Genomic DNA, 26572 nt, shown 5'->3' with positions numbered 1-26572 from the left:
ATTTGTTTAAGAAAAGGACTTTTGAATAAAATTGAATAATCTAGGAAGGAATGTAAAATAAAATCAATATAAAGAAGGAAAATGTGAAGTTAACGAGAAATACAAAGTAGTTAAGTAGGGAAACTTATTTAGAGGAGTGAAAAAGAATGGGGCACAAAATACTAATTGTCGATGATCAGTATGGCATTCGTATATTACTTAACGAAGTATTTCAAAAAGAAGGCTATGTAACATTTCAAGCTTCTAATGGAGTTGAGGCATTAGATATTGTAAAAAAGCACTCACCTGACTTAGTATTGCTAGATATGAAAATTCCAGGTATGGATGGAATAGAGATATTAAAGAGAATGAGGGTAGACGATCAAGATATAAAGGTCAAAGTCATTATTATGACAGCATATGGGGAGTTGGACATGATTCAAGAAGCGAAGGATTTAGGAGCGATTACTCATTTTGCTAAACCTTTTGATATCGATGAAATTCGTGTAGCGGTGAAGGAGCAATTGTCAATTGGTTCTGTTAAACAATGAATTTTTAGTGAAAATTGCGATGTAAGCGATTACTACTTAAGCGAAACTATTGAGCTTTGACAAGTAAGTTGGTATGCTATGAAATGTAACTAAGTTATGATCAAATGTGAGTATTCTTCAAAGGATAAAAACTGCACTGTTCAATAAATTTTGTGAATGACTCTAATAACATTTGGACAGTACATAGTAATTGATGAATTTGGATACTCTACATATGATGAACTTATAGGAAAATATACTAATTAGCTGCCTTAAGGAGGATAATGATATGCCTTTAGTTTCTATGACTGAAATGCTTAACAAAGCAAAAAATGAAGGATATGCAGTTGGACAGTTTAACCTGAACAACTTAGAGTTTACACAAGCAATTTTACAAGCTGCTAAAGAAGAAAACTCACCTGTTATTTGTGGTGTTTCTGAAGGTGCTGCTCGTTATATGGGTGGATTTAAAACAGTTGTAAAGATGGTTGAAGGATTAATTGAAGATTATAACATTACAGTTCCTGTGGCGATTCATTTAGACCATGGTTCAAGCTTTGAAAAATGTGCTGAAGCAATCCATGCAGGCTTTACTTCCGTTATGATTGATGGTTCTCACCATCCACTTGAAGAAAATATTGCTATTACGCAAAAAGTTGTTGAACTTGCACACCTACACGGAGTTTCTGTGGAAGCAGAATTAGGCCGTATTGGTGGTCAAGAAGACGATTTAGTAGTTGATGATGCAGATGCAATGTATGCTATTCCATCTGAGTGTGATCAACTTGTTCGTGAAACTGGAGTAGACTGCTTTGCGCCAGCTCTAGGATCTGTCCACGGACCATACAAAGGTGAACCTAATCTTGGCTTTGACCGCATGAAAGAAGTTATGGAATTAACAGGTATTCCTTTAGTACTTCATGGTGGAACAGGAATTCCTACGAAAGATATTCAAAAGGCTATTTCATTAGGAACATCAAAAATTAATGTAAATACTGAAAACCAAATTGCTTCAGCTAAAGTCGTTCGTGAAGTATTAGCTGAAAAAACAGAAGAGTATGATCCACGTAAATATTTAGGACCAGCTCGTGAAGCTATTAAAGAGACTGTAAAAGGTAAAATGAAGGAATTTGGTTCATCAGATAAAGCGTAAATCTTACCAAAGGAATTACACATCATTTCTATATTGCGTGTTTTTCTTATAACATTTTCATATAATGATTGTTCATATGAAATGGTAGGCTAGCCAAATAATTTCTATACACAGAGAAACCGCCTTTGCACAACTATTGTGCATTATTTCATTATCTTTGTAGATACTTGAAATGAAGGGCGGTTTTGTTTTTTCTTCGGCTTTTTTTCATATGATTCGCTGCGATAGCTCCCAAATTAGGTTAGAAGTAGTTTTATTGCGTGTAAAATGACTAGAACTCATGTATATTTATTATTACGAAATAAACGAATAATTCGAAAACATTGTTTTATTATATTATTTTAGGAGGAAGAATGATAATGAAATTTTTTATTGATACTGCAAACATTGAAGAAATCCGTGAAGCTCATTCAGTTGGAATTTTATCTGGTGTAACGACAAACCCAAGTTTAGTTGCAAAAGAAAAAAATGTTTCCTTTCACGATCGTCTACGTGAAATAACTTCACTCGTACCCGGCTCTGTTAGCGCTGAGGTTATTGCTACAACAGCACCAGAAATGATTGAAGAGGGCAAAGAGCTCGCTAAGATCGCTCCAAATATTACGATTAAAGTTCCGATGACTATTGAAGGCTTAAAAGCTGTGAAAGCTTTTTCTGATGAAGGAATCAAAACGAATGTTACGCTTATTTTTAATGCAAATCAAGCGTTGCTTGCTGCAAGAGCTGGAGCTACTTATGTATCACCATTCCTTGGCCGTTTAGATGATATAGGACATAATGGTATGGACTTAATTGCAACGATTGCAGAAATTTTTAATGTGCACAATCTAGAGACGGAAATTATTGCTGCCTCTATACGTCACCCAATGCATATAACAGAAGCTGCGCTAAATGGTGCTCATATAGCAACTGTTCCTTATAACTTGATTATGCAACTCTGTAATCATCCGTTGACAGATCAAGGTATTGAAAAGTTTCTAGCAGATTGGAATAAAAAAAATGACTAGAAAATATTTTTAAGAGGATCATTTCCATACATTATTTTTGCTTTTTCGTGTAAACTATTAGATAATACTTAATTCATATGGGTAAATATACCAATTTATTATAAATTAATATATAGTTTACTTCGCTATGGTGGATGAAAAGGGAGGCAAAAAATAAGTGTTGAAGGAATATATCGAACCGAGTTTTTTGAGGAACTTTTGATGATCCACTTAGAAGGGAGAAAAACATGGAAAAGTTAAAAATAGCTGGTGGTTATCCGTTAAAGGGATCAGTGAAAATTAGTGGAGCTAAAAATAGCGTCGTTGCTCTTATCCCAGCAACGATCTTGGCGGATTCACCTGTCACAATTGAAGGTATACCAAATATTTCGGATGTACAAATGTTAGGTGGTTTATTAGAGGAAATCGGTGGTAACGTAGTACTTAATGATAAAGAGATGACTATTGATCCTACTAATATGATCTCTATGCCTTTGCCAAATGGTAAAGTGAAAAAATTACGTGCCTCTTATTATTTAATGGGTGCGATGCTTGGTCGATTTAAAAAGGCTGTAATTGGGTTGCCAGGAGGGTGTCACTTGGGACCTCGACCAATTGACCAGCATATTAAAGGCTTTGAAGCACTTGGAGCTCAAGTAACCAACGAACAAGGTGCGATTTATTTACGTGCTAATGAGCTAAGGGGTGCCAGAATATATTTAGATGTAGTAAGTGTTGGTGCAACGATTAATATTATGTTGGCAGCTGTCAGAGCAAAAGGGAGAACGATTATTGAGAATGCTGCAAAAGAACCTGAGATTATTGATGTAGCCACTTTACTCTCTAGTATGGGTGCAAAAATCAAGGGTGCAGGAACTGATGTCATCCGAATTGACGGGGTAGAGCATCTTCGTGGGTGCCGCCACTCAATCATACCGGATAGAATTGAAGCTGGTACATACATTATCGTTGCAGCGGCAACTGGAGAACAAGTGTTGGTAGATAATGTAATTCCGTTACATCTCGAATCACTTATTGCTAAGCTACGTGAAATGGGTGTTTCAATTGAAACAAGTAATGATCAAGTGCTAATTTCTAGTTCAAATAATTTAAAGGCAGTCGATTTAAAAACACTTGTGTATCCCGGTTTTCCGACAGATCTACAACAACCTTTTACTTCTTTACTAACAAGAGCACAAGGTACAAGTATTGTTACTGATACGATTTATGGTGCACGCTTTAAGCATATTGATGAATTGAGGCGTATGAATGCGAATGTCAAAGTAGAAGGTGGCTCATCCATTATTTCTGGTCCAGCTCGATTACAAGGTGCAAGAGTGCGAGCGAGTGATTTGCGAGCAGGAGCTTCATTGGTTGTAGCTGGTTTAATCGCTAATGGTATAACAGAAATAACTGGATTAGAGCATATTGATCGTGGTTATAGTCACCTTGAGGATAAGCTTTCAGGTCTCGGTGCGACGATATGGAGAGAGAAAATGACTCAAGAAGAAATAGAACAGTTACAAAACTTATAAATAGTATGTTTACATTTGATCATTTATAAGATATAAACATAAAAACTATAGCAACTATATAATATGTAACTAACCGTTTAAAAGTAAGAGAAAATAGTAACAAGGTATACGAAATAGAACCTTTGATACAGTTTAATATATGCTCACTGCTTTTCAACTTACGCTTTTTAAAGTAAACTGTAAAGTTGAAGGCAATTTTTTGGGGGGAAGCACGTATGGAACGAAGTTTATCTATGGAGCTTGTTCGGGTAACTGAAGCAGCTGCTTTAGCATCAGCGCGATGGATGGGTCGTGGGAAAAAAGATGAAGCAGATGATGCTGCAACTTCTGCAATGAGAGACGTATTTGACACTGTACCTATGAAAGGTACTGTTGTGATTGGAGAAGGTGAAATGGACGAAGCACCGATGTTATACATTGGTGAAAAGCTTGGAACTGGTTATGGACAACGTGTGGATGTTGCTGTTGATCCACTCGAAGGCACTAACATTGTTGCTTCAGGTGGATGGAACGCGCTTGCAGTATTAGCTGTTGCTGATAACGGAAATCTATTGCACGCGCCTGATATGTATATGGATAAAATAGCTGTCGGTCCAGAGGCTGTAGGACATATTGATATCGATGCGCCTGTAATTGATAATTTGAAGGCTGTTGCAAAGGCGAAAAACAAAGATATTCAAGATGTTGTTGCAACAGTTTTGAACCGCCCTCGACATGACCATATTATTGCACAACTTCGTGAAGCAGGAGCGAGAATAAAGCTGATCGATGATGGAGATGTAGCAGGAGCTTTTAACACTGCGTTTGATCATACTGGTGTTGATATTTTATTTGGATCTGGTGGCGCTCCGGAAGGTGTTCTAGCTGCAGTTGCTTTAAAATGCTTAGGGGGAGAGATTCAAGGTAAACTCCTACCACAGGATGATGCAGAGGTAGAACGCTGTAAATCTATGGGACTTGATGTTAGTCGAGTTTTACGTATGGAAGATTTAGTTCGTGGTGATGATGCTATTTTCTCTGCAACAGGTGTTACAGATGGTGAGCTTCTTAAAGGGGTTCAATTTAAAGGCACCTATGGTTCTACTCATTCGATTGTCATGCGTGCAAAATCTGGAACGGTTCGTTTCGTAGAGGGAAGGCATAGCTTGAAGAAAAAGCCAAACCTTGTCATTAAGTAATATAATTATTAACTAGCTAAAACGAGGGTTTTCTTAACAACCCTCGTTTTCTTTGACTGTTTTCGCATGATTTGTAGCTTTTCGTACTAACAGTCAAACACGTACACAATTGGGGTGTGGTATCTTTTCACCACTTTTAATTGGATAACGATAGCAACAAAGTTTACGAAAAGAGCCTTTTCTTTTAAAAAAACTGTCTTTGCCATGATTGTTAAAGAATTAAATTAACAATTATGAAATTTTTTCACTGTAAAAGGTGGTTTCTGTAAAAAACATGTATGATACATAGTGAGTAGTATCTCTCCTCGTTATCACGATAACTTATACTAAAATCACATCTAATTGTTCAAGTTTAGCAAAGAAGTATATGGGAAGAGCCTTCAAAATCATGCTGAATGACTCATTTCATATACCTTACTGTACATTGTTCATTCTTCAACAGTCATAAGTTAAGTAAGTAAACTAGACATTTTCCATGCACTGTTTTCTACGGGAAATATGCTCGTGAGACGCATAATTAGATATGTTTTGCTGTTATAATTAAAAAATAGTTGAATATGTATACGAAAAAAGGGTAAAATAGAAAGTGCTACGTAAAAGAAAAACTTGTATTCTTCTTTTTTTGCTTCATGTGAAAGCCTTCCAAACCTTCGTTTTTCAATACTAACAAATAAACTAATGAAAAATGAACAAGCAATGCGGAAAAAGAATTATCATTAATTCTACCTCTTTAATAAGATAGCTCACCTAATTATTATTCATTCCATTTTTTACCTACTTATTTAGAGGAAATAATAACATTTAAAGAGTGGTGTTTATATGAGTCTAACAATTGGAAAGTTAGAGGAAATGAAGTTAAAGGAATTGTACGAGCTTGCTCGTGAATTTAAAATAACTTATTATAGTAAGCTTACGAAAAAGGAATTAATCTTTGCCATTTTAAAAGCAAGGGCGGAGAAAGACGGATTATTATTCATGGAAGGTGTTTTAGAAATCATTCAATCTGAAGGTTTTGGATTTCTAAGACCAATTAATTATTCTCCAAGCTCAGAGGATATCTATATTTCAGCTTCGCAAATTCGTCGATTTGACCTTCGAAACGGTGATAAAGTTTCTGGAAAAGTAAGGCCTCCTAAGGAAAATGAGCGATATTATGGATTACTACACGTAGAGGCAGTTAACGGGGATGATCCCGAAACAGCTAAAGAACGTGTACACTTTCCTGCATTGACTCCTTTGTATCCAAATAGACAAATTAAGCTTGAAACAGCTCCACATAAATTGTCGACACGCATTATGGACGTTACAGCACCTGTTGGCTTTGGACAACGTGGTTTAATTGTAGCTCCTCCAAAGGCTGGTAAAACCATGCTGTTAAAAGAAATTGCTAACAGTATTACGACAAATCAACCTGATGCTGAGCTTATTGTACTGTTAATTGATGAAAGACCAGAGGAAGTAACAGATATTGAAAGGTCTGTTGCAGGAGATGTTGTTAGTTCAACGTTTGATGAAGTACCAGAAAATCATATAAAGGTTGCAGAGCTTGTATTAGAGCGTGCGATGCGACTTGTTGAGCATAAGAGAGATGTAATCATTTTAATGGATAGCATCACACGATTAGCACGTGCGTATAACTTAGTTATCCCACCAAGTGGACGTACATTATCTGGTGGTATTGACCCAGCTGCTTTCCATCGTCCTAAGAGGTTTTTTGGAGCTGCTAGAAACATTGAAGAAGGTGGAAGCTTAACGATATTAGCTACTGCATTAGTTGATACCGGCTCAAGAATGGACGATGTCATATATGAAGAGTTCAAAGGAACTGGTAATATGGAGCTTCATTTGGATCGTTCATTAGCAGAGAAAAGAATTTTCCCTGCAATTGATATTCGTCGTTCAGGAACTCGTAAGGAAGAATTATTAATTCCTAAGGATCACCTTGATAAGTTATGGGCGATCAGAAAATCTATGTCAGATTCACCTGATTTTGCAGAGAAGTTTTTAAGAAAATTAAGGAAATCAAAATCAAATCAAGAATTTTTTCAAATGCTTGAAGAAGAATGGAAAGCGATGGGGCATTCATCATCTAGGCGAGTTTAAATTTTTGATGAAAAAAGAATTGTTAGTATCAGGTAGTTGCAAAAGATGAGAACCCTTGTTATAATTTCTCATGTGTGTTTCTAGATGGAATCTGTTAATGGGGTTATTTCCTATTTTGCTCCATTCTAGATGAATAAGAAGTGTTCTAAACATTTCTTTTGCACTTTTTAATAACCTCGATAACTCTGTCTCAGATGATTCAGGGCGGAAGGAGATGAAAATAATGAAAGCTGGAATTCATCCAAATTATTCAAAAGTAACTGTTAAATGTGCTTGTGGAAACGAGTTCGAAAGTGGCTCTGTAAAAGAAGAGGTGCGTGTTGAGATTTGCTCAGCTTGTCATCCATTCTATACTGGACGTCAAAAATTCGCTTCTGCAGATGGACGTGTAGATAAATTTAACAAAAAATACGGCCTTAAGTAATCAAGTAAAACAGGCGAGTTATTCCATATCTTGCCTGTTTTTTACTTTGTTTTATACTTAGTTAAATATAAAAATATTTGATATGAAATTACAGAAAAAAGGGAGACGCCGTTTCATGTATGTTATGAAGCAAACTGGCTGGCTTGAACTAATTTGTGGCAGCATGTTTTCTGGGAAGTCTGAAGAATTAATTCGACGAGTGAGACGTGCGCAATTTGCAAAGCAAAGTATTCAAGTTTTTAAACCACTTATAGATAATCGTTATAGTGATGAAGAAGTAGTATCTCATAATGGGACATCTATTATTGCTCATTCTGTAAAAGATTCACAAGATATTATTTCGAATGTAACGTCTACAACAGATGTAGTAGCAATTGATGAAGTTCAATTTTTTGATGAAGACATTATTCAAGTTGTTACACAATTAGCCAACCAAGGTCATCGTGTCATCGTTGCTGGTCTAGATCAAGATTTTAGAGGAGAACCGTTCGGGCCTGTTCCTGCGCTAATGGCTATTGCTGAATTAGTGACAAAGTTGCAAGCTGTTTGTGCCATTTGTGGTTCACCAGCGAGTAGAACTCAGCGATTAATAGATGGTAATCCTGCTTATTATGATGAACCAATTATTTTAGTAGGAGCATCAGAATCATATGAACCTCGGTGTCGTCATCATCATGAAGTACCAGGTAAACGTAGCATGAATATGGGGATAAATAGTAACAATGTCGGAAAATAATGCGCAGCAAATAGTTGTGCATTTTTTATTGGCTAAATTACATAACGCTTCATTTTAAGTCTCTTTTTGAGAATTTATTGCTATTTTTATTGAGACTCTTTTCATCAACTTTGTTGCTATCGTCATAAGGTTAGTAACAAAAACAACAAAGTGGTTATAAATTTTAAGTCGTCGTTATGATAGAAGAAAAGACGCCCAGAATTCTAGTTGTGTACGTGTTTATTCCCTAATAAGAAAACTACAATCAATGTGAAAACAGCTTAATATTAAGGTTTCTAGAAAAAAACAAACGATATAAAAATATCCTTTTGTTGTTACTATGTAATGTATCTGCCTAGTGGGACACCTCTGACGGATAACGAGAGCTATCATAAATGACGACATTTCTTTGACTCCTTTGTTAACGTATAATATAATTACAATGTTATGGACTAAAATTGAGGTGAATGATGTGTTTGATCGTTTGCAAGCTGTAGAAGAGCGTTTTGAAAAATTGAATGAGCTATTAAGTGATCCTGAAATCGTAAATGATCCTAAAAAATTACGTGATTATTCTAAGGAACAATCAGATATACAGGAAACAGTTCAAAAATATAGAGAATATAAATCTGTTAGCGAGCAACTTCAGGATGCAAAAGCAATGCTTGAAGAAAAGCTTGATGCAGATATGAGAGATATGGTTAAGGAAGAGATTAGTGAACTTGAAAGTAATGAGTCTGAAATTGTGGAGCATTTGAAAGTTCTTCTTATTCCTAAAGACCCTAATGATGATAAAAATGTAATTATGGAAATACGCGGCGCAGCAGGTGGAGATGAAGCAGCTCTATTTGCAGGTGATTTATACCGAATGTATTCTCGTTACGCGGAGATTCAAGGGTGGAAAACCGAAGTCATAGAAGCTAGTTCAACGGGAATTGGTGGCTTTAAAGAGATTATTTTTATGATAAATGGTAAAGGTGCCTATTCAAAGATGAAATTTGAAAACGGTGCACACCGCGTACAGCGTGTTCCTGAAACTGAATCTGGTGGTCGTATTCATACGTCAACAGCTACTGTTGCGTGTTTACCTGAAGCAGAAGAAGTTGAAGTAGATATCCATGAAAAGGATATTCGAGTAGATACCTTTGCTTCAAGTGGGCCAGGTGGACAGAGTGTAAATACAACCATGTCAGCTGTACGTTTAACACATGTACCAACAGGTACAGTAGTATCTTGTCAAGATGAAAAGTCACAAATAAAAAATAAAGAAAAAGCGATGAAAGTTTTACGTGCACGTGTATACGATAAGTTTCAGCAAGAAGCACAAGCTGAATATGATCAAAATCGTAAACAAGCTGTAGGCTCTGGTGATCGTTCAGAGCGTATACGGACATATAACTTTCCTCAGAATCGTGTAACTGATCATCGAATTGGCCTAACAATTCAAAAGCTAGACCAAATTTTACAAGGTAAGCTAGATGAATTTATTGATGCGCTTATATTAGAAGATCAATCCAAAAAAATGGAGCAAGACGATAATGAGTAAGCAAAAGAGAAAAATATATGAAGCCCTGAATTGGGCTTCTTCTTTTTTAAAGGAATCAAATAGGGATGACAATGTAGGCGAATTATTGTTACTTCATCACCTTCAAATGTCGAGAACGCAACTGTTTAGCAACATGAGAATGGACATCGATACTGAGATAGATAGAAAGTTTACAGAAGATATACACACTCATTGTAATGGTGTTCCGGTTCAACACATTATTGGATATGAACATTTTTACGGAAGAACCTTTCGTGTAAACAAAGAAGTATTAATCCCGCGTCCAGAAACAGAAGAGCTAGTGCAAGGTGTCCTGCAACGTATAGATAAGTTATTTCCAAATGGAAATCGTGTTAACGTAGTAGATGTTGGAACTGGGAGTGGTATCATTGCCATTACATTAGCTTCTGAGCGGAAATCATTACATGTCACTGCTACTGATATTGCAAAAGAATCACTAGCCATTGCGAAATTAAATGCTGAAAACCTCGAGACAGAGGTTACGTTTATTCAAGGGGATTTGCTAACGCCTTTTATGAATAGTGATACAACTTTTGATGTGATTGTCTCGAACCCTCCTTATATCCCTAACGATGAGATTGACAAACTATCTCCAGTTGTAAAGGATTACGACCCTATGCGTGCTTTAGCTGGTGGTGAGGATGGACTTGATTTTTATCGTCGTTTTATGACGCAATTGCCTTACGTATTAAGTGAGAAGGCAATTATTGCTTTTGAAGTAGGGGTTGGACAAGGTAAGAGCGTTCAATCATTACTACAACAAACTTTTAGAAATGCAGTTGTTGAGGTTGTATTTGATATTAACGGCAAAGATAGAATGGTCTTTGCTGAGATATCTTAATATAAAGGTATTAATGTGAAAATGGACGAAAAGGGCCCTTATTTATCTTAAGGTCACTTCAATCATAGATACGAAATCCAAAAGCGCCTTCATATGAAATGCCTCCAGTGCTTGTCGGGGATGACCGAGACACTTGCGTTTTTCTAGATGTCTAGCTCCAGTGCCTATCCCCTCGAGGTCACTTCGCCATTTAATAAGAAGGCAAAAAGCGCCTTCATATGAAATGCCTCCAGTGCTTGTCGGGGATGACCGAGGCACTTCTGCTTTTCTGTATGTCTAGCTCCAGCCGCAATCGGCTCGAGGTCATAAGTCAAGCTGACGAGAAGGTTAAAAAGCAACCTTCTAGCCAGCTCGCCTTATGCTTGTCGCCGATAAGCATGCGTCTTCTGCCTTTCTAGATGTCTAGCTCCAGTGCCAATCCCCTCGAGGTCACTTCGCCATTTAATAAGAAGGCAAAAAGCGCCTTCATATGAAATGGCTCCAGTGCTTGTCGGGGATGACCAAGGCACTTGCGCTTTTCTGTTCATCTACTAGATTTTTTTCATTTTACTAGTTTAAGATTTTTTTATATTGTCCACACTGTTTTAGTGAAGGGGCGGTGCTAGTAAATGGCGAAGAAAAACATTGCTATTATATATATTTTATTATTAGTTTTTGGAGTTAATATTGTGTTTTATGGAGAGCAAACAAATGTCCAGGCAAATGATACTGTCATTATTCCAGATGAGGCGATTCGTTTACGCATACTTGCTAATAGTGATTCTAGTGAAGACCAAGCTTTGAAAAGGCTCATTCGAGATAAGGTAAATGAACAAATTACACTATGGGTTGAAGAGTTGACTTCGATTGAAGAGGCAAGAAAACTAATCAATACCCGTGTTCACATGATAGAGCAAATTGTTGAATCGGTACTAAGTAACCAAGGTAGCAAACAAAATGCTAGCGTAGAGTTTGACGAAGTAAGTTTTCCGACGAAACTATATGGAAACTATTTGTATCCTGCAGGTGAATATGAGGCAATATTAATTACGTTAGGTGATGGAGCTGGAGCTAATTGGTGGTGTGTTTTATTTCCTCCTTTATGCTTTTTAGATTTTTCCAACGGTGAAGCAGTTGATATGAATGACAACAGTGAGAATGAGCTTAAGCAAACGAAAGAAACAAAAAATGAAAAGGTCAAAGTGAGATTTTTTCTTATTGAATGGATTTCAAAGTTATTTGATTAGGATTCACTTCGTGAACTTTGTTTCTATGATAACTAATTGATGCGGCAAGATGTTGATTTTAGCAAATAGCCATTGTTTACAAAGAAGAGAAGGTACCTGACAGGCTTAATTAATAGCAATGTGTTCATGTTGATAAATGAAATGATCTCTTTATATGATATTCTAGTTTTAATAATCCACAAGTTATCCACTATAACATGAGCTTTATCCACATTTTGTGGATAAAGCTTGTTTTATAGTGTTGAATATTTTATAGTTTTAATAGCTTATCAACATGGTGGTTATAAATTAAGATAGTATATTGATGAAGATACTAATGTTGAAATAATAATACTTATAAGTAATTACTGCAGCTAAGAAGATAGGAGTGAGATGGTTGAGTACTAAAGTTTGGGTTGTGGATGACAAGGGAATTAATCCACAAAGTTATCCACAAATTAAGCAAGCGGCCCGATTGCTTAATCAAAATGAAGTTGTAGCTTTTCCGACTGAAACTGTATATGGATTAGGGGCAAATGCTTTGTCGGACGAGGCTGTGACTAAAATTTTTACTGCTAAAGGACGTCCAAGCGATAATCCACTTATTGTTCACATTGCCGAGAAAAAGCAGTTGTTTGATATTGCGGAAAATGTATCGGATGTAGCGTTGAAGTTAATAGATTATTTTTGGCCAGGTCCATTGACGATTGTTTTAATGAAAAAAGAAGGAATATCTGATAAAGTTACAACTGGTTTAAGTACTGTTGCGGTTCGAATGCCTAATCATGAAATTGCTTTACAGTTAATTAGAACGAGTCAGTTACCTATTGCTGCTCCCAGTGCGAATCTATCTGGGCGGCCAAGTCCTACCTCAGCAAAACACGTACACGATGATCTAAACGGCAAGATAGCTGGAATATTAGATGGTGGTCTTACTGGAGTAGGTGTAGAATCAACTGTCTTAGATTGTACAGGCCAAATACCAGTAATACTCCGACCTGGTGGTATAACAAAAGAGCAGCTTGAGGAGGTTGTGGGTAAGGTGGACATAGATCATGCCTTAGTTGAGGAAGGTCAAACACCTAAGTCACCTGGAATGAAATATACCCACTATGCTCCACAAGCACCACTGTTCATTGTGCAGGGAACAAGTAATTTTTTGCAATTGAACATTGATAAACAAAGAGCTAGTGGAAAACGCGTTGGTGTGATAACTACTGATGAAAATAAACAAAAATATAATGCAGATATCATTTTAAGTTGTGGACAAAGGAATGATTTGTACAGTGTTGCTAGTAATTTATATGGTGTTCTTAGAAAATTTGATGACACCCAGGCAGATGTTATTTTAAGTGAGAGTTTTCCTTATGAAGGAATTGGCCATGCAATTATGAATCGTTTAATGAAAGCTGCAGCACATCAAACAATAGAACAAAAATAGTACCCTTTTCTTCTATTTCCAACAGTACAAGCATATGTTTAAGAAAGTCGTTATGTAATTATATAGGCTATTTTTATTTGCGTTGTTATGTCGTCGCTTTAAATAAAAAGATGACACGAACTATTACGAAAATTAACAATCAAATCGAAAACAGCCTTTGCATATGTTTATCTAGACTGGTCTTAGGGATGTTTGAACTTCCTTTACTAGATCAAGTGTAGGAGGTAGGAGGGCAATGGGAACGATATTTGGGGAAATAGTTACTTTATTTATCATGGCATTTGCTTTAGGTATGGATGCTTTTTCTGTAGGTCTTGGGATGGGATTAATCCCTCTACGTCTAAAGCAAATTTTTTATATTGGTGTTACGATAGGCTTTTTTCACATTTGGATGCCATTGGTAGGAATGGTTATTGGAAGGCTGTTGTCCGAGCAGTTCGGTGCAGTTACTACCTATGCTGGTGGGGTGTTATTATTACTACTCGGTATCCAAATGTTTATATCGTCCTTAAAAGAAGATGAATCATCACTAATAACCCCTGTTGGACTCGGTTTACTTATCTTTGCTTTAAGCGTGAGTTTAGATAGTTTTTCTTTAGGTTTAAGTTTAGGGATGTTTGGAGCGCGAACAGCAATTACTATATGTATGTTTGGCTTGGTGAGTATGGTCTTGACTTGGACAGGGTTGCTACTAGGTAGATCAGCTCAAAGGTGGTTAGGGACATATGGAGAAGCATTAGGGGGAAGTATTTTATTCGCTTTTGGTGTTAAATTACTTTTCGCTTGAAGAAATAATGATAAATAGCATAGTTAGAAAATTCTAGTTCATCCGTCTTGGGTCTTTATACTTTTCTTCCTTAGTAACTTTAGCTACCATAAGCTTATTTTTTTTGCATAAAATAAAAATAAATGTATATTATTACCTATATAATGCGACAAATTTCGATTATAATGGTAGTGATGGTATAATTTTTTGTAAAATACTGTTGTAAATCAAAGAAGTTCAAACACCATAGAAGCTAGAACGAAAGTCATATATAGATCTAATAGCATCGGAGGATTAGAATGACAAAGATACTATTTGTATGTACTGGGAATACGTGTCGTAGCCCAATGGCAGAAGCATTATTAAAACATAAAAACATGGGCAACATTCAAGTTCGATCAGCGGGTATTTATGCAAACAATGGAAGCGCTGCATCAGCTAACGCCAATGAAGTACTGAAAGAAAAGGAAATTGTGTTAGATCATATTTCTTGTCAGCTTGAAAAGGAACATATTGATTGGTCCACATATATTTTGACGATGACGAGCAACCATAAGCATCTCATTGTGAATACATTTCCTGAAGCTATATACAAAACTTATACATTAAAAGAATTTGTTGAAGGAGAAGGTGGAGATATTAGTGATCCATTTGGTGGTTCGGTACAGACGTATCGTCAAACGATGAATGAGTTAGAGCAGTTAATTGAGAAGTTATATAAAAAACTTAAATAAAGCTACTTTTCTTAAACTTTGATATAATTTTCGCAAAACCCGAATAGTTAAATGAGGTTTTACGCGATTGTCATCTTTTTATAGAAGAAAAGATGACACGAAGCACTATTTGGAGTACTTATTTCTTAGCACAAAATAACATCAATGTGCAAACTGAATCAACAAGGGGATCTATTGTTTTATTATGGGAAGGGGAGTCTTACTATGGGAGAGAAGAAGAAACGGTATAAATTTGGTTTAAGACTTAAGCTTGTATTGTTTATTACCACTGTAGCGTTAATTACATACTCTACTTCAGCGATCTGCATCTATTATTTTTATGATTTCGTTAATGGTTACTTTGCGTTAAGTGAAGGAGCTTTCACGATTATCACTTTAGTGTTAGGAATCCTTTGGTCTAGTATTTTGGCATATTTCATTGCTGGGCTTATAACTAAACCATTACAAAAATTAGAAGCGGTTGCAATGAATGCAGCGAATGGCCAAATTAATGAAGATGTTCCCGTAAAAAAAGCTGATGATGAGATTCGATCATTATCTATTGCATTTAATAAGATGCTAAAGAGTTTAAGAGAAATGGTACATAATATTGAAGATAATTTTGCAAATACAAATAACAAAGTAATAGAAATATCAACTGCTACTAATTCTGCTTCGGTACAAGCTGAGAACATTGCTCACACGATCGAGGAGATTTCTAAAGGAGCAGATAGTTCAGCTGTTGCTGTTCAAAGTACAGCAGAATCTGTTGATGATGTATTGATGTTGGCAAAAGAAGTACAAGATAAAGCTGTTGCATCTGAACACCTTTCTAAAGAGATGGTTAACCGCTTAAATGATAGTAAAGTAGTTATACACTCTCTCGTTTCAGGAATTCAAAGTTTAGCGGAAAATAACCAACAATCTTTAAAAGCGGTTGGTAGATTAGAAGAGAATGCAAATAAAGTAGAAAATATTATTTCATTAGTTGGCGATATTGCTGAGCAAACGAATTTGTTAGCGTTGAATGCATCCATAGAAGCTGCTCGTGCAGGGGAGCATGGGAAAGGTTTTGCAGTTGTAGCAGAAGAGGTTCGTAAGCTTGCGGATGAGAGTGGAACAGCTGTCCAAGGAATAACGGAGTTAATCAAAAATATTCAGCTTGAGGTTCAGAATGTCGTTCAACAAATCACAGATCAAGTAAATGTAGCAAACAACGAGGCGAATAAAGGATCAGAGACAAACGAAGCCATTGCAGAAATGACTGAATCAGTAAATGAAGTTGTTGAAGCGGTCAAATATATTACTAAATACGTGATGCGTCAGATGGATAGTATTAATCATACTGCTGTACAATCACAAGAGGTCGCTGCAATTGCTGAGCAAACATCAGCAGGAGCAGAAGAAGTAGCAGCCTCCACGAACGAACAGGCATTAGTTATCGAAAATATTGATAAACTCGTAACTGAATTATCTGGACAAGCTGATAATTTGAAAAAAACGATACAACAATTTAATTGTTAATTACGTATTATAGTGAGCTAATGTCGAATTACACACATGAAAAGATACAAAATGAGAGCAGCACAAAAGATCCTATTTTGGTTTAATCGTGAGTAGGTCGAACAATAACCAACGTCGATAAGTTTAAAAAATTATCAATTAAATACATAGCGCAAAAGAGTTTTAGTTAGCTATACGTATATTTATAGCAAACTAAAACTTTTTTGCTAGGTAACTTTCACATAATTGTGCTATTCGTTATAAGAGATAAGCACGTATACATCTAGCGTTCGTAGCATCTTTGCTACTTTTAAAATAATTGAGCTCTCATAAAGCTCATCATACAGTTCATTTTAGCAACAAGGTTTACGAAGAGAGCTTTTTCATAATTCCTGTTCATAAAATGTGTTACTACTGTTACTAAAGAAGCTTTAGTCATTTTGTATATGTTTACTAGAAAAAAGTGCCAGCTTTAGTGTGTGCAATAATTAATGCCGAAGCGGCCTTATTATAAACACTGTGTGCATTATAGATTGTTATACCTATTATCCTCTATCAATTACTTTTTCGTTATTTTTCCAACCTCGTCTATCTATTAAACTTGTAATGTGAGCGATGTGATGACGCCCATGCCAAGCATAAATACCAATAGCTGTTTTCAATTTAACTACTCCTGAATCTGGATGGATAAACTGCTTTTCTAAATCGCTAGGTTGTAATGAGCGCAATAATACTACCCATTTTTTATGTAAAGCTGTTAATAGATCAAGTGATAAATCAATAGGTGCTGATGAAGAATCGTGTAACTGTGCAAACCCTTGCTGATCATAAACTTTAATATGTGGGTCATTTTCAGTCAGCGTCCACTTAAATCGAATAAAACCATTGATATGAGCATCTGCCACATGATGTACAACCTGTCTTACTGTCCATCCCTCTGGTCGATACGCGGTATTTAACTGTGCTTCCGATAAACCTTTTACAGTTTGTTGAAGCCTTAAAGGTGTTTTTTCTATTTGATTAATCCATAAATCTAGTTGTTCTTTGGCTAAATTATCGTCTAGCTTAGGTTTACCTATCGGGTATCGTAAATCTTCCATCTTTCTTCCTCCTTACTTCAATAGAATCTTTAACATTATTTTACACCAAGAAAGTTTATCAAGTAGTTAAAAGTTAAATCAAAACTATATGGTCTTTTTACCGAACAAATTATTCTCAGCTCAGAAGAGTTTGAAAATTCACGTGTAACAATGTGCATAAAGTATTTGCTTGTTCTATTCCAAATACACTATCATATAGACGGATACCTCTTTGGGGCAATAATACGTAAATGGAGGATTAATAATGAAAATAGCAATTGCATCAGATCATGGTGGAGTAAATATTCGTGAAGAAATTAAAGGCTTAATGGAAGAGATGAACATAGATTATGTTGATCTAGGCTGTGAATGTGGCGAATCAGTTGATTACCCTGATTATGCACTACCAGTTGCGGAGAAAGTAGTGAGTGGAGAGGTTGATAGAGGTATATTAATATGTGGTACTGGGATAGGGATGAGTATTGCAGCTAATAAGGTGAAAGGAATTCGATGTGCTCTTGTCCATGACTTATTCAGCGCAAAAGCAACGCGTGAACATAATAATAGCAATATTTTGGCTATGGGTGAGCGAGTAATAGGCCCTGGACTAGCAAGAGAGATTGCGAAAGTTTGGTTGACTACTGACTTTGAAGGTGGACGACATGAGAATCGAATTAACAAAATTACTAAATACGAAAAATAACACGAAGGAGAGCGAGCCGACATGAGTGCTGATATATTAAAATGGCAGCAGCAATTACATATGATTTTAAGTGAGTTCCAACAAATTGCATCGCTAGGGAATCAACAGCTGTTAGTCGTTGGTTGCAGTACGAGTGAAATCTTAGGCGAACGAATTGGAACATCTGGTACGATGGAAGTTGCAGAGATGGTCGTAAAAGAATGTATGGCATTAAAAGAGATGTATGGTTTCCAAATAGCATTTCAATGCTGCGAACATTTGAACAGGGCGTTAGTTGTAGAAAGACAAACAGCATTAGACAAACAGCTTACAGAAGTAACAGTAACACCTATTCGCTCTGCAGGTGGGTCGGTACCTACATATGCTTATCACCATTTCATTGATCCGGTTGTTGTAGAGTTTATAAAAGCAGATGCTGGTATTGATATCGGTGATACTTTTATCGGAATGCATATTAAGCATGTGGCTGTTCCAGTTCGGTGCTCCATCAATCAAATTGGACATGCTCATGTCACCCTTGCTAAATCAAGACCAAAACTTATCGGTGGTGAAAGAGCTGTTTATGCGAGTAACAAAGAAAATAAACAATGTTAATCTTATTTTGTTATAACAGCACTATTGCTGGATTCTTATTAATATTAAATGGAAGGATGATGACAATAATGGAATGGGAAAATGATGCAAAAGAACTATATGAGGAGTTACTTAAGCTAATCCCAGTTTTTGCTCGACCAATGGCTAAAAAAGGAATTGAAAGAAGAATCCTTGAAATATCAGTTAATAAAATATCAATGGATGAAGTTATAAGAGGGTATCTTATGGCAGCACCTGGAAATATGAAGGGGCGTGTCATTGATGTGTTAAAATCGAAAAACATCGACCTTACCCCGTACAAGGATATAGTGGGGTAGTTTGTTAACTGTTTTTCAATCTGTTATTGGGTTGATGATAAAATGTTTTCAATAACGATGTTGTTAAAACAGTAAAATCATTGATTAACATGGCTTTTCGTAGGTGATCTATGTTTTTAACAATGAAATTGTTCTTTTAGGTGACAACATCCAACGAAACATAGGGATAGCATCGTTTCTACAAGAAAGGATACATGATGAAAACAAAGCGGATAACAACGGAGAATGAATTAAAAACGGCATTTCATATTAGAACAACAGTGTTTGTAGAGGAACAAGGGGTACCGTTAGAAGATGAATTTGATGAATATGATCAATTAAACGGAAAATGTGATCATGTTCTTGTTTTTATCAACGATGAAGCTATAGGGACTGGTAGAATTCGTTTTGTTGATGGACAAGGCAAACTTGAAAGAATATGTGTCTTAGCTCCATACCGTAAATTTGGTGTTGGAAAAGTCATTATTCAAGCACTTGAAGGAATAGCAAAGGATAAACAAATAACAAGAGTGAAGTTACACGGTCAAACACAAGCAGAAGGCTTTTACAAAAAGCTTGGTTATGATATATTGTCTGATGTTTTTATGGAGGACGGCATTCCGCATGTATTAATGGGAAAAGGTTTGAATGTTCGTAGTTCCGAACAATAACACCATGATAAGTGTTTTTTGTTCTTTTTTTCGTGGATCGGGGTATAATCATGTGCTATAATAGAAATTAATTTTCGGAAAAAACATATGGGCAGAAGCCATCGGAGGGGATTTACATGAAAAACTTATCGCAGCAAGATCAAACCGTTTTTAAAGCAATGAATGAAGAATTGACTAGACAGCGTACAAAAATTGAATTAATTGCATCTGAGAATTTTGTAAGTGAGGCAGTAATGGAAGCGCAAGGATCTGTATTAACAAATAAGTATGCGGAAGGTTATCCTGGTCGACGTTATTACGGAGGCTGTGAGCATGTTGATGTTGTTGAGGATATTGCGCGTGACCGCGCAAAACAAATCTTTGGTGCTGAGTATGCAAATGTGCAACCACACTCAGGTGCACAAGCGAATATGGCTGTGTATTTTACGATCCTTGAACATGGCGATACAGTGTTAGGAATGAATTTATCCCACGGTGGTCATTTAACTCATGGTAGCCCCGTCAATTTTAGTGGAGTCCAATATAATTTCGTAGAGTATGGTGTAGATCAAGATACTCATCGTATTAATTATGAGGATGTTCTAGAGAAAGCTAAACTGCACAAACCAAAATTAATTGTTGCAGGAGCAAGTGCATACCCACGAGAAATAGACTTTAAACGTTTCCGAGAAATTGCTGATGAAGTAGGGGCTTATTTAATGGTTGATATGGCTCATATTGCAGGCTTGGTAGCTGCAGGCTTACACCAAAATCCAATTCCGTTTGCAGATTTTGTTACAACGACAACACATAAAACATTGCGTGGACCACGTGGTGGTATGATTTTATGTAAGGAAGAGTTCGGTAAGAAGATTGATAAATCAATTTTTCCAGGAATTCAAGGTGGCCCGCTTATGCATGTCATTGCTGCAAAAGCAGTTTCATTTGGTGAAGCACTTGAAGACAGCTTTAAACAGTATGCAGGAAATGTTATAGCTAACGCTAAGCAACTTGCTGAAAGCTTAAAAGAAGAAGGTATCACACTCGTTTCCGATGGTACTGATAATCACCTTGTTTTACTAGATGTCCGTTCGTTAAATATTACAGGTAAATTGGCTGAAAAAATCCTTGATGATGTAGGTATTACAGTTAACAAGAATACAATACCATTTGATCCTGAAAGTCCGTTTGTTACTAGCGGAATTCGTATAGGTACAGCTGCTGTAACAAGCCGTGGCTTTGATATAGAGGCTATGAAAGAAACGGCAGCAATCATTGCGTTTACGCTCAATAACCATGATAATGAAGAAAAGCTGGAAGAAGCGAAAGAACGTGTAGCAACTTTAATTAAAAAATTCCCATTATATGAAGATAAATAATATGACATAAGCTAGACTGCATTTTTGCAAGTCTAGCTTTTTGTTTGTGGTAAAGTGTTAAATTTAGGTAATTATTCGATTAACTTTGAGACTGCTATAAAAAAAGAAAACTTACCTCGTTTGAAGAGGTGTTATTAGGAGATGTTATTTATCATGCCTTTCCCATCCAAATGGTTTTTTATAGAGCATTTAACATAATATTTAATATGATAATGCCCCCTTATATGAGCTGGGATTGAGGAGCTAGTCCTTTTCTTAAGTGAAGCTTGAACTGTTGGAGGTTTTTCTGTAAAATCAATTGAAGTGAAAACGAAAAGGAGAGATATTAAGATGGCGAAAGTATATGTGTTTGATCACCCCCTCATTCAACATAAGCTTACATATATTCGAGATAAACATACAGGTACGAAAGAATTCCGTGAATTAGTTGATGAAGTAGCAACTCTCATGGCATTTGAAATTACGCGTGATCTTCCACTTGAAGATACGGTTATTGAAACACCTGTTAATAAAACAAACTCAAAAATATTAACGGGGAAAAAATTAGGTATTATTCCTATTTTAAGAGCTGGCTTAGGAATGGTAGATGGCATCCTAAAGTTGATTCCTGCTGCAAAAGTTGGACATATTGGACTGTATCGTGACCCAAAAACATTGCAACCAGTTGAATACTATGTGAAGCTTCCTTCTGATGTAGCTGAACGTGACTTTATTGTAGTTGATCCGATGTTAGCAACTGGAGGGTCAGCAGTCGAAGCAATTCATTCATTAAAAAAACGTGGTGCCAAAAACATTAAATTAATGTGCTTAATCGCTGCTCCTGAGGGCGTTGAGGTAGTTAAAACTGAACATCCTGATGTTGACATATATCTTGCTGCTTTAGATGAAAAACTTAATGATCATGGCTACATTGTTCCAGGTTTAGGTGACGCTGGTGATCGATTGTTCGGAACGAAATAAATTAATATTTTTTGAAAATCAAGTAGAGCAGACTTTACTTGATTTTCTAGGTTTGTTAAGGGTCTGATTCCTCTTAATGTATTGTATTTGCGCTTGAGAGTTATTGAATTTGACCTTTTTCGTTTAAGTTATTCAAATGGTATAACTAAGATAACATTGTTAGTGGAGGCGTCTGGAGATGACTAAACGGATAAGAGTGATGACGATTTTTGGAACTCGTCCTGAAGCAATTAAAATGGCACCGCTAGTACTAGAGTTGCAAAAACAATCCGAGCATTTTGAATCAATTGTAACTGTAACCGCTCAGCATCGAGAAATGCTTGATCAAGTTTTACATATTTTCGGGATTACGCCTGATTATGATTTGAATATTATGAAGGAACGTCAAACGTTAACTGACATTACAACGAGAGGGCTTGAAGGCTTAGAAGATGTAATGAAAAAAGTACAACCGGACATCGTGCTTGTACACGGTGACACGACAACGACTTTTGTGGCGAGTCTTGCAGCATATTATAACAAAATTGTTGTCGGTCACGTAGAGGCTGGACTTCGTACTTGGAACAAGTTTTCACCGTTTCCAGAAGAAATGAACAGGCAGTTAACGGGAGTATTAGCTGATTTACACTTTGCTCCAACTTCTAAAGCACAATCTAACCTTTTAAATGAAAATAAAGAGGAACAAGGAATATTTATTACAGGGAATACTGCGATTGATGCGTTAACAACGACAGTGAAGGATCAGTATACACACCCTATTTTAGATCAACTCGGTCATGATCGACTAATTTTATTAACAGCACATCGTCGCGAAAATGTTGGCGAACCGATGCGGAATATATTCCGAGCGGTGAAACGTCTTGTTGAAGAACACAGTGATGTTCAAGTTGTGTATCCTGTTCACTTAAATCCTGCTGTAAGAGAGCTGGCTAATGACGTGTTAGGAAATGATTCGCGCATTCACTTAATTGAACCATTAGATGTGATTGATTTTCATAATTTTGCCTCAAGAGCTCACCTTATCTTGACAGATTCAGGTGGTGTTCAAGAAGAAGCGCCTTCCTTAGGAGTACCTGTCCTTGTACTTCGTGACACAACCGAACGCCCTGAAGGCATTGATGCAGGTACATTAAAATTAGCAGGAACTGATGCAGACACGATCCATCAATTAGCAACTGAACTTCTCACAAATAAGGAAGAATATGAGAAAATGGCACAAGCGAGTAATCCATATGGTGATGGTGAAGCATCTAAGCGTATAGCGGAAGCCATAAAGTATTATTTTAAACAATTAGCTAACAGACCAGCAGATTATTTAATATAGAAATTTTTAATATAGGCTCTTTTCGTAAACTTTGTAGCTATTGTTAGAACCAAAAAAGTTGTTTTATATGGTTAGTCATTGTTGTACAGAAGAAAAGATGCCACGAACTCTATTTGTTTAATTGTGTTTGGCTCTTAGTACGAAAAGCAACATTTAATGCGAATACAGCCATTAAAAAAGACTGATGAGTGTCAGTCTTTTTTAGTTTGGGCAATAAAAGTCGTTGCTTGGACTGTAACAGGTACAGCTTCGACAGTAAACTAGTTGATTTGGACAGTAAACCCATTGATTAGGATAGTAAATCTGTTGATTAGGATAGTAAATCTGTTGATTAGGATAGTAAATCTGTTGATTAGGATAGTAAACCAGTTGATTTGGATAGTAAATCTGTTGATTAGGATAGTAAACCTGTTGATTAGGATAGTAAACCTGTTGATTAGGACAGTAAACCTAGAAGTTTCGACAGTAAAGTAAGAGTTTTGGACAAAAACACCGCATTTTACTCGAAATTAACATGTATCCCTCACATAAAATGATTCCATTCGTATAAAACTAAAGCCTGAGGTGATGCTATGCGAGTATTCAGGCAAATGAATCTACTATTTCTTCTTATCTTACTTATAACATTGAATCTTACTTATCAGCATGAGGAGTTTAAAGCAGTAAATCAAGTTATAACTTACCCTGACAGACCCCCTATACCAAAATTTGTTCCGAATAAACAAGAGAAGGCTATTATTGTCGTTGAGGAAGAGCATTTTGAAAGAGCAAAAAAGCAACTATCCAACTCACTTCCATCAATAAGGGTTAATCAAATATATGAAATAGCATTTAAAGGGTTTGCTGTAGAAGGTAAGTCACAGGATATACATAAATTATTACAGAAATCATGGGTGAAGCACTCTTCTTCAGTTTCCACATATCGTGTAACGCTTGAAAAGAGCGTCCCTTTTATCGGTGGTCACGAAGTAAGGGGGCTGTTTGATCCTGAGAATGTAAGATTAACTGGAAAGGGTATGAGAGTCGGGGTCATTGATACAGGGGTAGATTATACACATCCAGATTTACAAAAAAACTACGGAGGAGGATTTGATGTTATTGACGATGATAATGACCCAATGGAGACGATTGCTGCTGAAGGATTACCTACACTGCACGGTACTCACGTAGCTGGAATCATTGCAGCGAATGGAAAGGTGAAAGGAGTCGCACCAGAAGCAGAAATTATCGCATATCGTGCATTAGGTCCAGGAGGAGTTGGTACGAGCGATCAGGTCATTGCAGCTATTGAAAAAGCGATTGAAGATCAAGTAGATGTTATTAATCTATCTCTTGGAACTACAGTGAACGGTCCGGATTGGCCTACTAGTTTAGCGCTTGATAAAGCTGTTGAACAGGGCATCATTGCTGTCACGTCAAGTGGTAATTCTGGTCCTAGCATATGGACGGTCGGCTCACCTGGTACGTCCTTAAAATCGATTTCTGTTGGTGCGTCAACGCCTCCAATGCATAATCCTTTTATTAAGGTCGCTTTTCACGATGAAGAGATCGAGTTATCTACCATGCAGGGTTCACATGCTTGGGACATAAACAAACCGACTTCATTTGTTCTTGGCGGTCTTGGTACCAAAGAAGATCTAGTTGATGTGAAGGGGAAAATTGTCCTCATTGAGCGCGGAAAGATTACCTTTACTGAAAAAGCATTAAATGCTCAAGCAGAAGGTGCGGTTGGAGTAATTATTTATAATCATAAAGAAGGAGATTTCCTAGGAACTCTTGAGGAGCAGCCAACAATTCCTGTAGTATCAATGTCACAAAAAGAAGGCATATGGCTAAAGGCACGGCATGATGAAGGTAAGAGGCTATTGTATACGTCTCAACGACCTAGTAAGGATGTGTTAGCTGACTTTAGTTCAAGAGGACCTGTTACATATACTTGGGGTATTAAGCCTGATATTGTCGCTCCAGGCGTGGCAATTGATAGTACGGTTCCGAATGGCTATTTACAATTACAAGGCACGAGTATGGCCGCGCCCCATGTGGCAGGGGCATGTGCGTTAATAAAACAAGCTCATCCTGATTGGACGCCAGAGCAAGTAAAGGCAGCTTTGATGAATACAGCTAAAACGCTAACGAAGGAGGATGGGAGTTTATATAAGCCCTATGAACAAGGAGCTGGAAGAATTCAACTTGCCGAAGCCATTAGAGCAAGTACTTTAGTATATCCTAGTTCAGTTGCCTTCGGGCAATTTCAAACAGAGGATGTTCGGCAAAAGAAAAAAGTGACACTCACCATTGAAAATCAATCTACAAAGCGTGCTTATTATTCATTCGAATATCCAAAGCATCAGGCTGGACTACAATGGGGTTTGCCTATGTCCTTTACATTACAGCCTAAAGAGAAGAAGCAAGTTGATGTTAAATTTGATATTACACCAAATATGTTTGAGGGTGGCTTACATACAGGAGCATTTGTCATAAGAGAAAATAACAAACGTATTACATTACCTTATCTCTTTGTAGTAGATGAACCGGATTATCCAAGGGTGATGGGCTTTGAATTTACAATTGGAGACGAACCAGCTACATATCAATATGAGCTATATTTGCCTGGTGGTGCTGAAGAATTAGCTATAGCTTTGTATGACCCAGATACATTTCATTTTATTACATATTTAGACTGGCAAAAGGATGTAGAGCGAGGTTTATTTGAAAAAACATTATCGTTCGATGAAGTTCCAGCAGAAGGTGTTTATAAAGCAATTGTCTTTGCCAAAAAAGAGGGGAGGGAGGATTCGTTTGAAACAATGGTAGTCATAGAAGACATCGCTAACAACGAAAAATAGTGTAATCTAATAATATAACATTTTGTCGGCTTATGTAATGTGAACATTTCACAACAAACAGATTGACATTGACTATGTGCTATTGTATGCTTACAAAGGATG

The 26572-nt window shown here is 36.6% G+C and carries 26 protein-coding genes; 23 read left to right on the top strand and 3 right to left on the bottom strand.

The features are described from left to right. Positions 1 to 146 precede the first annotated feature (146 nt). From JM172_RS04475 to prmC, 10 genes are all read left to right on the top strand, one after another. Complete coding sequence (locus JM172_RS04475; protein WP_214480893.1) at positions 147 to 530, top strand: response regulator; 384 nt, start codon at positions 147 to 149, stop codon at positions 528 to 530. A gap of 268 nt (positions 531 to 798) precedes the next feature. Beyond that, positions 799 to 1662 (top strand): class II fructose-bisphosphate aldolase, encoded by an 864-nt coding sequence (locus JM172_RS04470; RefSeq protein ID WP_214480892.1) that lies wholly within the window; start codon positions 799 to 801, stop codon positions 1660 to 1662. A 359-nt stretch (positions 1663 to 2021) separates the two neighbouring features. Next, positions 2022 to 2669: a fructose-6-phosphate aldolase gene (gene fsa, locus JM172_RS04465; protein ID WP_214480891.1), complete on the top strand. Its 648-nt coding sequence runs from the start codon at positions 2022 to 2024 to the stop codon at positions 2667 to 2669. 227 nt (positions 2670 to 2896) lie between these two features. Beyond that, positions 2897 to 4183, top strand: coding sequence for a UDP-N-acetylglucosamine 1-carboxyvinyltransferase (locus tag JM172_RS04460; protein WP_214480890.1), 1287 nt, complete (start codon positions 2897 to 2899; stop codon positions 4181 to 4183). A gap of 215 nt (positions 4184 to 4398) precedes the next feature. Further along, positions 4399 to 5361: a class II fructose-bisphosphatase gene (gene glpX / locus JM172_RS04455; RefSeq protein WP_214480889.1), complete on the top strand. Its 963-nt coding sequence runs from the start codon at positions 4399 to 4401 to the stop codon at positions 5359 to 5361. Between the two features lie 819 nt (positions 5362 to 6180). After that, a complete protein-coding gene (gene rho / locus JM172_RS04450) occupies positions 6181 to 7464 on the top strand; it encodes a transcription termination factor Rho (protein ID WP_214480888.1) in 1284 nt (427 codons plus the stop codon). Positions 7465 to 7687: 223 nt separating this feature from the next. After that, complete coding sequence (gene rpmE, locus JM172_RS04445; RefSeq protein WP_214480887.1) at positions 7688 to 7888, top strand: 50S ribosomal protein L31; 201 nt, start codon at positions 7688 to 7690, stop codon at positions 7886 to 7888. Between the two features lie 115 nt (positions 7889 to 8003). Next, entirely contained in the window at positions 8004 to 8624 is a 621-nt protein-coding gene (locus JM172_RS04440; protein ID WP_214480886.1) for a thymidine kinase, read from the top strand. A 451-nt stretch (positions 8625 to 9075) separates the two neighbouring features. Then, positions 9076 to 10149, top strand: a complete 1074-nt coding sequence (prfA, locus tag JM172_RS04435) for a peptide chain release factor 1 (protein ID WP_214480943.1) — start codon at positions 9076 to 9078, stop codon at positions 10147 to 10149. Then, on the top strand, positions 10142 to 11011 hold the full coding sequence (gene prmC / locus JM172_RS04430; RefSeq protein ID WP_214480885.1) for a peptide chain release factor N(5)-glutamine methyltransferase: 870 nt from the start codon (positions 10142 to 10144) through the stop codon (positions 11009 to 11011). Before prfA ends, prmC begins: the two co-directional genes overlap by 8 nt. Positions 11012 to 11053: 42 nt before the next feature. On the opposite strand, the gene JM172_RS04425 is transcribed toward prmC, so the two are convergent. Together JM172_RS04425 and JM172_RS04420 are read right to left on the bottom strand one after the other, a co-directional pair. Next, positions 11054 to 11269, bottom strand: coding sequence for a hypothetical protein (locus JM172_RS04425; RefSeq protein ID WP_214480884.1), 216 nt, complete (start codon positions 11267 to 11269; stop codon positions 11054 to 11056). Between the two features lie 98 nt (positions 11270 to 11367). Then, positions 11368 to 11538 carry a hypothetical protein gene (locus JM172_RS04420; protein ID WP_214480883.1) on the bottom strand — a complete coding sequence of 57 codons (171 nt, stop codon included), beginning with the start codon at positions 11536 to 11538 and terminating at the stop codon, positions 11368 to 11370. A gap of 81 nt (positions 11539 to 11619) precedes the next feature. On the opposite strand from JM172_RS04420, the gene spoIIR reads away from it, so the two are divergent. The 5 genes from spoIIR to JM172_RS04395 all read left to right on the top strand — a co-directional run bounded on the left by spoIIR (position 11620) and on the right by JM172_RS04395 (position 16660). Next, complete coding sequence (spoIIR, locus tag JM172_RS04415; protein ID WP_214480882.1) at positions 11620 to 12237, top strand: stage II sporulation protein R; 618 nt, start codon at positions 11620 to 11622, stop codon at positions 12235 to 12237. Between the two features lie 376 nt (positions 12238 to 12613). Then, positions 12614 to 13657 carry an L-threonylcarbamoyladenylate synthase gene (locus tag JM172_RS04410; RefSeq protein ID WP_214480881.1) on the top strand — a complete coding sequence of 348 codons (1044 nt, stop codon included), beginning with the start codon at positions 12614 to 12616 and terminating at the stop codon, positions 13655 to 13657. A 235-nt stretch (positions 13658 to 13892) separates the two neighbouring features. After that, positions 13893 to 14444 (top strand): manganese efflux pump MntP, encoded by a 552-nt coding sequence (locus tag JM172_RS04405; RefSeq protein ID WP_214480880.1) that lies wholly within the window; start codon positions 13893 to 13895, stop codon positions 14442 to 14444. 278 nt (positions 14445 to 14722) lie between these two features. Beyond that, the gene (locus tag JM172_RS04400) at positions 14723 to 15157 is read left to right on the top strand and encodes a low molecular weight protein arginine phosphatase (RefSeq protein ID WP_214480879.1); all 435 of its coding nucleotides are present in this window, start codon (positions 14723 to 14725) and stop codon (positions 15155 to 15157) included. Between the two features lie 204 nt (positions 15158 to 15361). Then, entirely contained in the window at positions 15362 to 16660 is a 1299-nt protein-coding gene (locus tag JM172_RS04395) for a methyl-accepting chemotaxis protein (RefSeq protein WP_214480878.1), read from the top strand. 524 nt (positions 16661 to 17184) lie between these two features. Here JM172_RS04395 and JM172_RS04390 read toward each other — a convergent pair. Then, positions 17185 to 17739 carry a YfiT family bacillithiol transferase gene (locus JM172_RS04390; RefSeq protein WP_214480877.1) on the bottom strand — a complete coding sequence of 185 codons (555 nt, stop codon included), beginning with the start codon at positions 17737 to 17739 and terminating at the stop codon, positions 17185 to 17187. 244 nt (positions 17740 to 17983) lie between these two features. Between JM172_RS04390 and rpiB the strand changes: the two genes are divergently transcribed. The 8 genes from rpiB (at position 17984) to JM172_RS04350 (ending at position 26470) form a co-directional block, all read left to right on the top strand. Further along, positions 17984 to 18421 (top strand): ribose 5-phosphate isomerase B, encoded by a 438-nt coding sequence (rpiB, locus tag JM172_RS04385; protein ID WP_214480876.1) that lies wholly within the window; start codon positions 17984 to 17986, stop codon positions 18419 to 18421. Positions 18422 to 18442: 21 nt separating this feature from the next. Next, the gene (locus tag JM172_RS04380) at positions 18443 to 19015 is read left to right on the top strand and encodes a TIGR01440 family protein (RefSeq protein ID WP_214480875.1); all 573 of its coding nucleotides are present in this window, start codon (positions 18443 to 18445) and stop codon (positions 19013 to 19015) included. Further along, positions 19009 to 19332, top strand: coding sequence for a DUF2621 family protein (locus JM172_RS04375; RefSeq protein ID WP_214480874.1), 324 nt, complete (start codon positions 19009 to 19011; stop codon positions 19330 to 19332). The genes JM172_RS04380 and JM172_RS04375 overlap by 7 nt, the downstream gene beginning before the upstream one ends. A gap of 197 nt (positions 19333 to 19529) precedes the next feature. After that, complete coding sequence (locus JM172_RS04370) at positions 19530 to 19982, top strand: GNAT family N-acetyltransferase (protein ID WP_214480873.1); 453 nt, start codon at positions 19530 to 19532, stop codon at positions 19980 to 19982. Positions 19983 to 20098: 116 nt separating this feature from the next. Next, positions 20099 to 21340, top strand: a complete 1242-nt coding sequence (locus JM172_RS04365; RefSeq protein WP_214480872.1) for a serine hydroxymethyltransferase — start codon at positions 20099 to 20101, stop codon at positions 21338 to 21340. A gap of 330 nt (positions 21341 to 21670) precedes the next feature. After that, positions 21671 to 22300 carry a uracil phosphoribosyltransferase gene (upp, locus tag JM172_RS04360; RefSeq protein WP_214480871.1) on the top strand — a complete coding sequence of 210 codons (630 nt, stop codon included), beginning with the start codon at positions 21671 to 21673 and terminating at the stop codon, positions 22298 to 22300. 178 nt (positions 22301 to 22478) lie between these two features. After that, positions 22479 to 23624 (top strand): non-hydrolyzing UDP-N-acetylglucosamine 2-epimerase, encoded by a 1146-nt coding sequence (wecB, locus tag JM172_RS04355; protein WP_214480870.1) that lies wholly within the window; start codon positions 22479 to 22481, stop codon positions 23622 to 23624. Positions 23625 to 24214: 590 nt separating this feature from the next. Beyond that, positions 24215 to 26470, top strand: a complete 2256-nt coding sequence (locus JM172_RS04350; RefSeq protein ID WP_214480869.1) for a S8 family serine peptidase — start codon at positions 24215 to 24217, stop codon at positions 26468 to 26470. Positions 26471 to 26572: the final 102 nt, after the last annotated feature.

This window comes from Bacillus sp. SM2101 (assembly GCF_018588585.1).
GTDB lineage: Bacteria > Bacillota > Bacilli > Bacillales > SM2101 > Nanhaiella > Nanhaiella sioensis.
Note: the sequence above shows the minus strand (reverse complement) of the source record. Positions and strands in the feature narration are given on the sequence as shown.